This window comes from Arthrobacter sp. FW306-04-A (genome assembly GCF_044358315.1).
GTDB lineage: Bacteria > Actinomycetota > Actinomycetes > Actinomycetales > Micrococcaceae > Arthrobacter.
On sequence record NZ_CP084559.1, the window covers coordinates 2,370,281 to 2,382,374 of the forward strand.

Below are 12,094 nucleotides of genomic sequence, written 5' to 3' on the forward strand. Positions count from 1 at the left end.
GAAAACACAGATGAGTTATCGCTTTGCCTTGCCTGGGTGCCGAAACGAACTTGTCAGAGCTTGGCGCGTCGTTCGACGTAGCGGGACCATGCGTCGCCTGCCGCGTCGGCGTGAAGGAATGCGACTTGGTGGCTGTAGCCGAGTGCGTCCGCGACCAGTGGTGGCGGTGTGAGGGTGAGGTGTTCGTCCAGGGCGGTGTTTCGCGCGCCGCGCAGGTCGATGCCGAGGCTGCGGAGCCTGTCCATGATGGTGTTGGGGTGAAGTGGCTGTCCGGCTCGGGTTCCGGGGAAGAGCCAGGGGCTTCGGGTGTCCGATCCGGTTCTGAGGTTCGGCCGGTTTCGCAGGTGTTCTTGAAGTAGTTCCGCGAAGGGCTGGGGCACGGGGACCGGATGCGTGCCGAAGGCGATCTTCATGTTCGCGCTGCCTTCGTTGGCCTCGACGGCCTCGACGCGGAGTTTGGCTACCCGCACGAGCGGTTGGGCGTAGAGAAGCAGCAGGATCCCGGCGAGTCTGTAGGGCAGCGATTCGCTGGTGCCGGTGAGCAGTTCCCGCAGCCAGGCCAGGCGTTGGTCCTGGGTGATTGCCGGGCGGTTTTTGGCGGTGTAATGGCCCATTTCCACGCGGGTGTTTGTTCCGGTGTTGTTGATGAAGACGATGAAGGTGCGGATGGCCTTCCTCGTCGTGGGTCCGGTGGCGAGCCAGGTTTCGATGTCTTGCTGGGTGCAGGTGGCTGCGGTTCTTTGGTGGGTTTGCCAGAGCCAGTCCAGGAATTTGACGGTTTCGGTGATCTCTTGTTTGGCCGAGTGCACCGGGCCGCGGGCGCTTGTTTCCGGTGTTGTCGTGGACCGGATGCGCCGTAGGTGGTGCCATGTGGCAAAGTGCTCGACAGGTCTTGCGACCTGTTCGGGCAAGGGGCGGAGCTTGTCTTCGATCCAGGACTCGAACCGGGCCAGGTGCGGGTCTTGGTAGGGGAGGAGTCCGTGGTGGACGAACAGTGCCCGCAGGTGGTTGGTTTCTCGTTCCGCGGACTTGGCCTGGGCGTTGAGTCCTTCGTGGGTCAAAGGTGTTGTCCCGTTTGAGAGTGAGGACAGGAGGGCTTGGACTTTGGGGGAGCGCTTCCAGGTGATGATGCTCTCGGGCCGGTCTGCCTTGCAGAGGACCTCAACGATTCTGCCCGCCATTCCTGAATCGGCAGGGTCTGTGAGCAGTAGGTCGTTGAGGTCGTCCCGGAGAGCGCAGCGGGCGCAGATACCCAGTCGGTAGAACTCGCCCTCAATACCGCGGCGGCCGCAGTGGAAGTCGTGGGGGATGCCTGCGCAGGGTGCGCATCGCGGCCCACCGATGGTCTCGGGAGGGCCCGGGAGCAGCCGGTGCTGGCCGCAGTCAGGGCAGGTCCCGTGGGTGCGGGTGGCGGTGGTGAAGCAGGGTCCGCAGATTTTGCCTTCGGGCCAGGTGGCGCGTGTTCGGCCGGCGGTTCTGCCGCAGCGTACGCAAGTGGCGGTTCCGGTGGTGCGCGGCCGGCCGCGGCTGGTGTTGCGGGGAGTCAGCCCCTCTGGAGCCTCAGTGCCCATCGTCGATGATGCGGGCCCGCCGCGGGCGGACGGTGCGGTTCAGGTCAACGACATTGGGAGCGCTGGTGCCGGTCTTGCGGGTGCGGGCGTCGGCGGCTGTCACCGTGATGAGGTCTTCGGGGCCGCAGGAGAAGATGTCACAGATCGCGGCGATGAGTTGCAGCGCGACGCGTTCGGGCTTCTGGTTGACGAGCCGGTAGACCTGTGGCCGGGACAAGGTGATGCCGCGCTCGGCCAGCAGGGGGATGAGGTTGGTCGTGTTGTGTAGTCCCCGTGCTGCCATGAGCTCGGAAAGCCGCCATTTGTATTCGACTTCGCGTCTCACCATTGGCCCCTCATCTGCACGCCCAGAACTTCGTCCATGGTGCGGTCCAGGGCCGCACGGAGGGTGGAGTTGTGGAAGTCGTCGCTGACGAATTGATAGATCCCGGTGGTGGAGGCGTGTTCGTGGCCCATTTGATATTGCACGAATCTAGGATCCCATCCGTCCTCCAGGAGGTGTGTTGCGTAGGAGCGTCGCAGTGAGTGCAGATCCAGGCCATCCAGTGGCAGTCCCAGCTCGTCCAGGTAACGCCGGAGCCGGCGCAGCAGGGTGGATTCGCAGATCAGACCGCCGCGTTCGCTGGGGAACAGGTCCAGTGTTTCAAGCGTTCCCCGCCCGTTGGCGAGCCAGTCCTCGATGACCCCGGCGGTCCAGTCGAAGACCGTCAGCACGCTGCGGGGTTTGTGAGGGGAGCCCTTGCGTGACTTGCCGAAGCGGACCTTGCAGACGCCTGTTTTTCCGAACCTCCGCGCCTGCGGGTTGGTCGCGAAATCGATGGTCTGCAGGTGCCGGAGTTCGTTGAACCTGAGCCCGTACGAGTAGGTGACTTTCAGCATGACCGCGTCGCGGTAGGCTGCTTTCCAGCCCTTCTTGCCTGAGGCCGCGATGAGTTCGACCTGGTCATCCGCATGGTCGAACAGCATCTGCAGTTCAGCCTTGGTGAACGGCCGCTTCGAAGGACGCCCTTCGTACTCTTGAGTGTGCGCAGCGGTGTTCCAGTCAAAGAAGACCTGGGACGGGTGTGTGCCAAAGCGCTGCTCACAGACCTGGTCCCAGCCATAGTCGGGGTTGGATACGTAGGACGTGAACCGGCGGAGGGCGGACTGGTAACCGCGGATCGTGGAGTGCTTCAGTTGATGGATCGAGCGCAGGTCACCGAAATACTCCTCGACATGGGCCGGTGACCAGTTCCACGGGAACTCGTTCACATGGTTCACGAACCTTCGGACACATCCGATGCCCTTATCAATCGTGTCGAACTGAAGGTTCCTGGAGAGCTGCTGGTTGCGCCAGCCCGTAAGCATGTCCTCGAGCGTCTGTTCCTCGGGATGCAGCAGCCGAACAGCACTCAGTTGCAGCACGCGCCCGGACCCATCAACCGCCATTTTTCGCCTCCAAATCACGCCAGAATCATGCTCAAAATTTGAATCAATGATTCATCAAACGCATCATCACGACAAAACCGCAGGTCAGAGGCGCGTCTCACGCCGTCACAGAAAACCACACGCAGCCGTCTGGATTGTCCGGGAAGCTGCCCGTCAGGGTTGCGGGGGTGCAAGAATCCGCGCAATCCCGGGGTGAGTGAGCCCGTCCCGGCGCATCCAGGGGATTCGGGCGAATTGATTCATCTGATGAGATACGCAGACTATTACTTTACATAATGTAGATTATCGGCGTTAAAGTAGGACGAGTTCAAACAGATTAGAGAACCCGTCCATACGCGTTTTCCCGTGTTTTCGCAGGTCAGGCTTAGCTTTGGGATGGCACATGCCAAGCGAGTGCCGCTTCGGCTCATGCGTAGTCATGCGGATTAGCGGCGTAATCTCTCATTAGATGAGAGATTCTTGCGTAGAGTTTGGTTCGTGAATAATGAAGCCGGACGGATTCCGGCCTTTCTGACCAACGCGAATGTCGGGTTGCTGCGTGCTGAGGATCGCGTCTTTGAGGCGATGTTGGATGGCTGGCGTGCCCAGATGCTGGCCCGTGGCCTCTCGACGTCGTATATCAAGAGCTCATGCGGGACGGTTCAGCGCTTTCAGGAGCATGCGAATGAATATCCGTGGACATGGTCGGCGCATCACGTGGATGAGTTCCTGGCCGACCGTCGCAGCTCCGACAAAGGTCTGGCACTGTCGACGTTGCGTGCCAATTCCGGTGCCATCAGGGCGTTTTGCTCCTACCTGACTGACGGCCGCTACGGGTGGGCAGCCTTCTGCGAATGGGTGTTTGCTGACATCCCTGTGCAGGTCGTCTTCGAGTGGAACTCGCCCCGCCACACCACCGACGATGCCATGCCAGCACGCCGCCGAGCGTTCACCAAGGCCGAACTCCAGACGTTCTTCGATGCCGCCGACGACCTGGTCGACACCGAATTCGTCAAGGGTTCAAAGCGCTGGCTTCCTGCGCTGCGAGACTCGACGGCTTTCAAGATCGCCTATGCCTACGGGCTTCGCCGGCGCGAACTGGCGATGCTCGAGTATGTCGATTTCGGGCCCAACCCTCACGTTGAGGCTTTCGGCCGGTTCGGAGCACTCCAGGTGCGCTGGGCCAAGGGAACCAAGGGCTCAGGGCCCCGCCGCCGGACAGTACTGACGGTCCCAGAGTTCGACTGGGTGGTAGGGCTCCTGGAGTACTGGCTCTCCCCTGACGGCCGCAAACGTTTCCCAACGGCCGACCGGTCCGCCAGCCTGTGGCCCTCTGAACGCTCCGGTTCCACGGTTTACCGCAACTTCGACCGCTCCTTTCAGCGCGTGAGGAAAAACGCCGGGCTCCCGGAGGAACTGACCCTGCACACGCTGCGGCACTCATACGTAACGCATCTGATCGAGGCCGGCTACGACCCGCTGTTCATACAGCAACAGGTCGGGCACAGCTACTCCTCCACCACAGCCCTCTATACTTCCGTGTCGGCGGACTTCAAACAGAAGACCATCCAAAAAATGATCGCCCAGCGGCTACGCAGCGGCGGCACTGACGAGGGGAACGGCCATGGCTGAACAGCGACGGATCGGCTACCGCTGGAACCTTCGGCAACTGATGGCCCAACGCAACCTATGGAAAACCACCGAACTTCTCCCCCTGCTGAAGGCACGCGGCATAAATCTCTCCAACGCCCAGGTCCACCGCCTGGTCACTGGAACACCCGAACGCATCCCCGCCCAGACGTTCGCAGCGCTCTGCGACATCCTCGAATGCACACCCAACGACTTGTTTGAACCCTACGTCCAGATGCGCGCTGCCAAGACAGCGAATGCACCGAAGAAGCCGGAAGACCTGGGAATCCAGCCCGGGTCACCGGTCACGCGCCGGATCCGTGTCCTACCACCGGACGAAGATGCCTAGACCCCGGAAGGCCAGCGACCCTGCAACATGGCCCGAACCCTGCGGACGCTGCACAGAACACCACCAGATCGTGGTTCGCTGGCCAGACAGCGGAATCTGCGGCTACTGCTACCAGCAAGCCAAACGAACCCGAGGCACCTGCGCCTGCGGCCACGAAGGCGTCCTGCCCGGCCGCGTGAACATGCTCCCTGCTTGTCGCCAATGCTCAGGCGTCAGACTCAACGTCGACTGCATCGGCTGCGGCAACGAAGACGAACTTCACTCAGGAAACCGCTGCTGGGCATGCGTACTCTCAGCAACAGTCGACCGACTCCTCACTCCTGAAGACCAAGCCCCCTCCCCCGAGCTCCAGGCAATTGCGACAGCCCTCAAGTCCATGAAACGCGCTAACAGCGGCCTCACCTGGATCCAGCAGGCCCACGTCACCACCTTCCTCCAAGAACTGGCAGCATCCCCTGTCATCACACATGCCAGCCTCGACCAGCTGCCCACCTCGACAACCCGCGAATACGTCCGCGGCCTCCTCGTCGAACACAATGTTCTGCCGCGCCGTGACGAACTCAACACACGATTCACCGGCTGGGCTGAGCAAGCGCTCGACCGGATCATCACCCCAAACCACCGCGACATCGTCCGCCGCTACATCCGCTGGCACCACCAACGCCGCATGAACCAGATGGACGAAGTCACACAAGGCACGTTTCTCAGGGCCAAGCAATCAGTGACCGTGGCTATCGACCTGCTGAACTGGCTCACCGAACACGACACCGACCTCGCCGCCATCACTCAAGCACACATGGACCGTTGGCAAGCAGAAGGCCCGACCACGCGGGGCATCGCAGTACGCTTCATCGACTGGGCAACCAAATCCAGCCTCATCGACCCCTCACTGAAGCTGCAGCCCCACCGCCGCGGCACGAGTCCACGACTTGATGCCACACGGCAAGCAGAAGCCGTACACAATCTAAGCCACGCGAAGGACATGACCCCGCGTGACCGCGCGGCCGGAATACTTGTGCTGATCTTCGGCCAACAAATCTCCGACATCGTGAAACTGACCTGGGACAACGTCGTGGTGACAGAGGAACTCGTCGCCATAACCCTCGGAACCGTCGAGATTGCCCTCACGCATCCACTCGATGAGCCTTGGCGGGAGCTCGCGGATGCCCCGACACATAATCAGACAGCCGCGCACCCCAACAGCAACTGGGTCTTCCGCGGGGGCTCTCCCGGAAGGCATCTGCGGGCCTCGACCCTCACCCAACGCCTCAGCACGGCCTTCAGCAGCCGCGCGGCCAGACTCGGAACACTTCACGAACTCACCAAGCTCGCACCCGTGGCCATCATTGCCGAAGCCCTCGGATACTCCCCCACCACCATCGAACGCCACGCGATCGACTCCTCAGCCAATTACGCCCAATACATGGACTCGACAACGCAGGCGCGAAACCAAACACAGTAGGGACAAAGAGAATGAAGCCGTACTGGCAACTTGATCAGCTCCAAGACGTATATCTCGAAGACAGCTGGATCCTGTCGATAAACGCGACGCCGGGACGACTGGAAATGGTCCTGGATGTCGTTCTCAGAGAAAGCCACCCGGACTACAGAGGTCCGCTACCCGGCGAGCAGTACTGCTACAAACGGGGTAGCCTCGTGTTCTCAACCGTCAGAGAACTCCACTGGACCGCACAGGGCAAGGCGAGGTCGACAACCGACGTTAATGGGGAAAGAGACTACGGATCCCTCGAAGTTCTGCAGTTCGACGACGCCCTTTGGTCGATGGACGGAGACTTCGGGGAAATTTCCGTGATCTCGATGCCACCACGAATCGAATGGCAGCCCTAATTGCTGGCGCCCGATTGTTGGCGGCGTATGGGCGCCATCACGCTGACGCTGATCGTTGACCCGCCAGTTATCCGGTTTCGACCCAGCGAGTGAACCGTTCTTGGTCCTCCTCTGCCATAGGCCAGGTAGAGGGCCTCACCCACATCACGGTGGCATGCCCACAGATGCGTGAACCCTCATACATGCGCAGCTCATCGCCCGGTGCTACATCCCGCCAAGCCGGCACACCTTCAAAGAAGAAAGGCGCGATTACAGCGCGAACTGTGTCTCCAGGCTGAATGTTCTGCCGAGAGAAACCCAATACCGGCGCACCTGCCTGCTCGCCATCGGCCCAACCAGGCAAGCCCCAGTTCGGACGGTAACGAAATCTGTCCTTCACAGCAAAGCCACCTGGCAGGGGCGTGTTCCGGCCACCTTCCGCGGTCCGGACTACATAGAGATTGATCCCTAACGCAACAGTGGGGAGGAGCTCCATGACCGCAGTCTAGTCCGCGCGACACCGATGGAAATTGAAAGGAAAGCTCTCGCCGCGGCCCAGCCTTTAGAGCGGTGTCCCACGCCATGGGCGGGTCTGTGCACCGGCAATGACTCCTTAGATCCACTGACCTTCCGCCAGCTCAGACCAGAAATCGACACGATGGTTCGGTGATTTTCGGTCAGGGGTCCTGAAGAACTCCTGTTGGAAGTATGAGACGAGATCGCTGCCGTAGTAGATCACATCAGTTTGATGCACCGAAAAGACCGGGCTGCCGGCAGGCGCTGGAGCTGCCGGCATGAAACGGTGCGAATAGATCGGGATGAGAGTAGGCACGGTGCGCAAGCGCTCACGTGCCGCCTGGAGGGCTTCCGTGACTTCAGTGGGCCGGTCGCCCCATTCCTCGGGCCAGAAGGCATTCTCCCGCACATCAAACAACACGCCATCGCGTGGCCAGTCGAGCCTTTTCTGAATCCCCTCGGGATCGCCCAGCCAATCAACCCAACTAGGGCCTATGGGCATCGCGAGACTCAGAAACCGCGCATGATCAGGACTGAACTCGAACGAAAACTGCTCTTCAACATCATCGATTTGCCAAGGCGATAAGCCCGGAGCCAATGGAACCTTCGCCGCATAAAGAACCTCTATGGCTTCTTCAACAAGAGAACTCACGCCATAAATCTAGCCGTAGGGTTACTCGTCCCCCCTCAACACGTCCCGCTGCCAGTCTTGAATGCCTCAGCAGCACCCCGGCGACGCCGCAAAACCAAACCCTCAAAACATTCCACATTTCCCCCCTCTGCCATTGTCAACAGCATCTTCGTCGCCAAAAATGAAGCATGCCGGTCTACGTGAGGTCTCTGGAAACTGCCGTACCGCCCACAGTGCTTGTTCAACCACAAGCACGCGACGTCTTTGCATCCCAACCGGGCCTGACGCGACTCGGATCCCGACTCGTGCGAACGTGCTTCGATTCAGCTGCCATTGACACCCGGTTCACTGCCGTTGCTGAACTGACCCTTGATAACCACGCCGAGAACCCGTCATTCTTCGACCCTGACTCAGGCCGGGTTCTGAGCCCCAGCACCAAGGTCCGCAACGAGATTTTTGCTGTCGAGGCTACCAAGCTGTTCATAGAGGCCGCCAAAGCCGCCGTCGGAAAGTGTCCTGATATTGATTTACTTGACATAACTCATGTCATCACTGTCTCCTGTACCGGGTTCTTCAACCCCGGGCCCGACTATAAGGTGGTCCGGGCCCTCGGTCTTAGCCCGGCCGTGCAGCGTTACCACCTTGGCTTCATGGGTTGCTACGCCGCGTTCCCCGCCCTCCGGGCAGCCCGGCAGTTCTGTCAAGCCGATCCCTCTGCCGTCGTTCTGGTTATCTGCGTGGAGCTGTGCTCTCTCCACGTGCGGACCTCGAATGACCCGGACACCATCATGGGATCGGCGATCTTTGCCGACGGCGCGGCCGCCGCCGTCGTGACCTCCCGTGAACCTGAGGGGCCGGACCCGGTGATCAGGCTTGACCATTTCGAGACTGTCCTGACGCCGGTGGGCGAAGAAGCCATGGCCTGGAACATTGGGGACGAGGGTTTCGAAATGGTTCTCGGAACGTACGTGCCGCACATCATCGAGGAGCACATCACCGGGGCGCTCGAACCGCTGCTTGCCCGCGACCCCTCCTTGGCCGGGCTCCCCTATCGGGACATCACGCATTGGGCCATCCATCCCGGCGGCCGCAGTATTCTCGACAAAGTCGAGTCGAAGCTCGAGCTCACCGAGGAACAGATGATTCCGGCACGCGAAGTCCTTCGCAACTACGGCAACATGAGCAGCGCCACCGTGCTCTTCGTCTTGAAGCACATCCTGGGACAAACTCCGGCACAGCGGGAGGAGCGTATCTGTTCCATGGCATTCGGGCCCGGCCTCACTGTGGAAACGGGGCTGTTCACCCGGGTTTCCCCAGCATTGTGATGCCTGCCCTCCCCCGCCCAGGCGGTTTTCTCGGCGAACGTGATGTGACCGCCATTGAGGACATGGACCGCCCCGATTGCGAGCTCGACAGGCTCAACCGCAGTTACGCGCGGTTTCCGCTCGTCAACGCCGTGGTGTCTGGCTGGCGGGATACGTACAGATCCCTGATCAGGCCATTACTCACGACGGCGGCGCCCACCACGGTCCTCGACATCGGCTGCGGCGGTGGCGACGTCGCCCGAAGCATCGCGCGCCGGGCCGCCGCGGAGGGATACCCGCTCGAGGTCACCGGAATCGATCCGGACGAGCGTGCCTTCCATTTCGCGAACTCCGCGCCGCCAGTCGAGGGCGTCAGATATCGGAAGGCCTTCAGCTCGGAGCTTGTGTCAGAAGGGCTCCGATTCGACGTCGTCATCTCCAACCACGTCCTGCACCACTTGACGTCCTCCGAACTCGCCTCGTTCCTTCGCGACTCTGAACGGCTGTGCGCCCGTATTGCCCTCCACAACGACCTCAGGCGCAGCCGCCTCGCCTACTCTCTCTTCTGGGCCGGCGCCTGGCCGCTCGGGCTCGGCTCCTATATCCACGGCGACGGACTCACGTCCATCAGGCGCAGCTACACGATGGCGGAATTGCGTGCCGCCACTCCCCCGGCTTGGACGGTGGAAGGCAGCGGCCTGTGGCACAACCTCCTGGTTTACCGACCCGGTGAGTCTCCACATGTTTGACGTCGTAGTGGTTGGAGCCGGGCCGGTTGGGCTGTACATAGCCGCGTTGCTGTTGCAACACGGGCACCGCGTTGCCATTCTGGAGCGACGGGCGACGTCGAGCCGCCAAACCCGGGCCATTGGAATCCATCCGCCGGCGCTAGCCGCACTCGACGCTGTAGGTGCCGCTCATTCCCTGGTCGATTCAGGCGTCCGGATCACCCACGGGGCCGCGTACAGCGGCGGCCGCAAAGTTGCCGACATGGACTTTGCCCGCCCTTCGGCCGAATTCCCCTTTATCCTTTCCGTTCCGCAATATCTCACCACCCAAGCCCTCGAGTCCAGGGTTGTCGAACTCGATCCAGACGCCCTTCTCCGCGGCGTGCACATCGAGGAGGTGGTCGACGACGGCGGGTACTTACGTTTGCGCGGACAGGAAGGCGGGGCAGCGGTGGAGTTCCTGGGCCGCTTCGTGGTGGCCGCCGATGGCGTCCATTCCGCCGTCCGTGAGGGCCTGGGTCTGGAGCCGCGCTTGCGTACTTACCCCGACTACTACATCATGGGCGATTTCCGGGATGAGTCGATGTACGGCAACAATGCAGTCCTCTTCCTTGAGCCGGCGGGAATCGTGGAGTCTTTTCCATTGCCCGGCGGTACAAGAAGGTGGGTGGTCCGGCTTGGCGCGCCCTGCCAAGAGCCAACTCCCCATGTACTCGCTGGCCTCATCCGGAAGCGGACCGGAACCTCAGTGGACTCAGCGAGCAATACGATGATCAGTGCGTTCGGCGTGACCTCCCGACTTGTCTCCCGGATGGTTCACGGACGGGTTGCCTTGCTCGGCGACGCCGCACACGAGATCAGCCCGATCGGCGGTCAAGGGATGAACCTGGGCTGGCTGGATGCGGTTGCCCTGGCGCCGATTATCAGCGAAGCGTTGCGAACGTCGGAAAGAAGGCCTGCCAGCAAGGAACTCGCGGAGTTCGAGCGCAACCGTCAGCGTGCAGCGAAGAAAGCCATCTGGCAGGCAAGTGTGAACATGGCGCTGGGCCGCCCGTTGCCTCCGAAGGTCCTGAGCGCACGGAACGCCCTGATCGGCCGGGCAATTACCTTGCCGATGTTCTCGGAGCTCGTGGCCCGCCGATTCACGATGCACTAGGCGCCGTTTGGGCGCTTCCAACGCGGCCCGCAGCACCGTGACCGGCGCGTGATTGCGTTTTAGACTGCAACCATGACCGCCAGGGACGAAAAGTGAGGGCGCGACGACGGCGGGCGGCCGCCGTCGTACTCATCGGTCTGTTGGGCATCACGGCAGCTTCTACCGCGGGATGTTCGGCGCCGCCCGGACCACAGACCACGACCTCGGCCAGCGCACTCATCGCCCAACTGAACCAGTTCCGGGATAACTACAGCACGCACATCATCGAGATCCAATTCAGCAACCCCGGACCGGACACCATCACTGTAGTTCGCGCCGCCCTGCGCACGGCGAGCTTTGGTGGAACGATCGGATGGTCTTCGAGCGCCGATGGCACAGCCATTCCGTCGGGCCAGACCAAGAGCCTGCCCGTGCAACTTCCGTCTGCGACCTGTCCCCCTGGCTCCTCGGAATCCACGGTTGACTATGTGCTGGCGGGCTCGGACCATGTGTACAGCGAGACCGTGACGGACCCTTTCGGCGTGCTGGCACGGAACAACAGCGAACTTTGCCTGGAACGCGGCGCATCGGAAGTAGCGAGCCTGGAACTCCTGCCGACGTTGGACCCAGGACCCGGGAAAGGCCTCGCAACAATGACCATCATGGTCAAACCCCGTGGCGGGACTGGGTCCATGACCATCGAATCAATCAGCGAAACCACCCTCCTTGCAGCGGACCCGGGTAGCCCGTGGCCCCATGGCGTCGTGATTCATGGCACCGACAAAGACTCGACCCTGAGCCTGAGCATCCGCCCCGCGCGATGCGACCCGCACGCCGTCGCGGAGGACAAAGTGGGCACGCTCATGCCACTTCACGTGACGGTCAATGGAGTTGCCGGGACTATCAAGGTTGCTGCCGGTAATGCGCTGCGTGGAAGCATCTACGATTTCGTCACAAAGAGCTGCGGGGACGATTGAGGTGCCATCCCACTAAGCTC

At 61.6% G+C, this 12,094-nt stretch carries 12 protein-coding genes; 8 read left to right on the forward strand and 4 right to left on the reverse strand.

Going from position 1 to position 12,094, the window contains the following annotated elements; all coding sequences use genetic code 11:
• Positions 1-53: 53 nt before the first annotated feature.
• Genes LFT43_RS10850 through LFT43_RS10860 form a run of 3 tightly spaced genes read right to left on the reverse strand, consistent with a single transcriptional unit; the run spans position 54 to position 2,999 of the window.
• The gene (locus tag LFT43_RS10850) at positions 54-1,571 is read right to left on the reverse strand and encodes a recombinase XerD (protein ID WP_395796665.1); all 1,518 of its coding nucleotides are present in this window, start codon (positions 1,569-1,571) and stop codon (positions 54-56) included.
• Positions 1,561-1,899, reverse strand: a complete 339-nt coding sequence (locus LFT43_RS10855; RefSeq protein WP_395796667.1) for a helix-turn-helix domain-containing protein — start codon at positions 1,897-1,899, stop codon at positions 1,561-1,563. Before LFT43_RS10855 ends, LFT43_RS10850 begins: the two co-directional genes overlap by 11 nt.
• Entirely contained in the window at positions 1,893-2,999 is a 1,107-nt protein-coding gene (locus LFT43_RS10860) for a tyrosine-type recombinase/integrase (RefSeq protein WP_395796669.1), read from the reverse strand. The genes LFT43_RS10855 and LFT43_RS10860 overlap by 7 nt, the downstream gene beginning before the upstream one ends.
• A 477-nt stretch (positions 3,000-3,476) precedes the next feature.
• Between LFT43_RS10860 and LFT43_RS10865 the strand changes: the two genes are divergently transcribed.
• From LFT43_RS10865 to LFT43_RS10880, 4 genes are all read left to right on the forward strand, one after another.
• Positions 3,477-4,610 (forward strand): tyrosine-type recombinase/integrase, encoded by a 1,134-nt coding sequence (locus LFT43_RS10865; RefSeq protein WP_395796671.1) that lies wholly within the window; start codon positions 3,477-3,479, stop codon positions 4,608-4,610.
• The gene (locus LFT43_RS10870; protein WP_395796673.1) at positions 4,603-4,956 is read left to right on the forward strand and encodes a helix-turn-helix domain-containing protein; all 354 of its coding nucleotides are present in this window, start codon (positions 4,603-4,605) and stop codon (positions 4,954-4,956) included. The genes LFT43_RS10865 and LFT43_RS10870 overlap by 8 nt, the downstream gene beginning before the upstream one ends.
• Before the next feature lie 376 nt (positions 4,957-5,332).
• Complete coding sequence (locus LFT43_RS10875; protein WP_395796675.1) at positions 5,333-6,418, forward strand: Fis family transcriptional regulator; 1,086 nt, start codon at positions 5,333-5,335, stop codon at positions 6,416-6,418.
• A gap of 11 nt (positions 6,419-6,429) precedes the next feature.
• A complete protein-coding gene (locus LFT43_RS10880) occupies positions 6,430-6,804 on the forward strand; it encodes a hypothetical protein (RefSeq protein ID WP_395796677.1) in 375 nt (124 codons plus the stop codon).
• A 592-nt stretch (positions 6,805-7,396) separates the two neighbouring features.
• Here the strand turns inward: LFT43_RS10880 and LFT43_RS10885 are convergent.
• The gene (locus LFT43_RS10885) at positions 7,397-7,951 is read right to left on the reverse strand and encodes a hypothetical protein (protein WP_395796679.1); all 555 of its coding nucleotides are present in this window, start codon (positions 7,949-7,951) and stop codon (positions 7,397-7,399) included.
• A gap of 167 nt (positions 7,952-8,118) precedes the next feature.
• Here LFT43_RS10885 and LFT43_RS10890 point away from each other — a divergent pair, with 167 nt between their 5' ends.
• The 4 genes from LFT43_RS10890 to LFT43_RS10905 all read left to right on the forward strand — a co-directional run bounded on the left by LFT43_RS10890 (position 8,119) and on the right by LFT43_RS10905 (position 12,074).
• Entirely contained in the window at positions 8,119-9,255 is a 1,137-nt protein-coding gene (locus LFT43_RS10890) for a type III polyketide synthase (RefSeq protein ID WP_395796681.1), read from the forward strand.
• Complete coding sequence (locus LFT43_RS10895; RefSeq protein WP_395796683.1) at positions 9,255-9,983, forward strand: class I SAM-dependent methyltransferase; 729 nt, start codon at positions 9,255-9,257, stop codon at positions 9,981-9,983. Before LFT43_RS10890 ends, LFT43_RS10895 begins: the two co-directional genes overlap by 1 nt.
• Entirely contained in the window at positions 9,976-11,118 is a 1,143-nt protein-coding gene (locus tag LFT43_RS10900; RefSeq protein ID WP_395796685.1) for an FAD-dependent oxidoreductase, read from the forward strand. The genes LFT43_RS10895 and LFT43_RS10900 overlap by 8 nt, the downstream gene beginning before the upstream one ends.
• Positions 11,119-11,210: 92 nt before the next feature.
• Positions 11,211-12,074 carry a hypothetical protein gene (locus LFT43_RS10905; RefSeq protein WP_395796687.1) on the forward strand — a complete coding sequence of 288 codons (864 nt, stop codon included), beginning with the start codon at positions 11,211-11,213 and terminating at the stop codon, positions 12,072-12,074.
• The last annotated feature ends 20 nt before the right edge of the window (positions 12,075-12,094 follow it).

Coding starts and splice junctions, on each gene's coding strand:
- LFT43_RS10870 (WP_395796673.1), top strand. CDS start 4,603: ATGGCTGAACAGCGACGGATCGGCTACCGCTGGAACCTTCGGCAACTG.
- LFT43_RS10860 (WP_395796669.1), bottom strand. CDS start 2,999: ATGGCGGTTGATGGGTCCGGGCGCGTGCTGCAACTGAGTGCTGTTCGG.
- LFT43_RS10875 (WP_395796675.1), top strand. CDS start 5,333: ATGAAACGCGCTAACAGCGGCCTCACCTGGATCCAGCAGGCCCACGTC.
- LFT43_RS10895 (WP_395796683.1), top strand. CDS start 9,255: ATGCCTGCCCTCCCCCGCCCAGGCGGTTTTCTCGGCGAACGTGATGTG.
- LFT43_RS10850 (WP_395796665.1), bottom strand. CDS start 1,571: ATGGGCACTGAGGCTCCAGAGGGGCTGACTCCCCGCAACACCAGCCGC.
- LFT43_RS10855 (WP_395796667.1), bottom strand. CDS start 1,899: ATGGTGAGACGCGAAGTCGAATACAAATGGCGGCTTTCCGAGCTCATG.
- LFT43_RS10890 (WP_395796681.1), top strand. CDS start 8,119: ATGCCGGTCTACGTGAGGTCTCTGGAAACTGCCGTACCGCCCACAGTG.
- LFT43_RS10880 (WP_395796677.1), top strand. CDS start 6,430: ATGAAGCCGTACTGGCAACTTGATCAGCTCCAAGACGTATATCTCGAA.
- LFT43_RS10900 (WP_395796685.1), top strand. CDS start 9,976: ATGTTTGACGTCGTAGTGGTTGGAGCCGGGCCGGTTGGGCTGTACATA.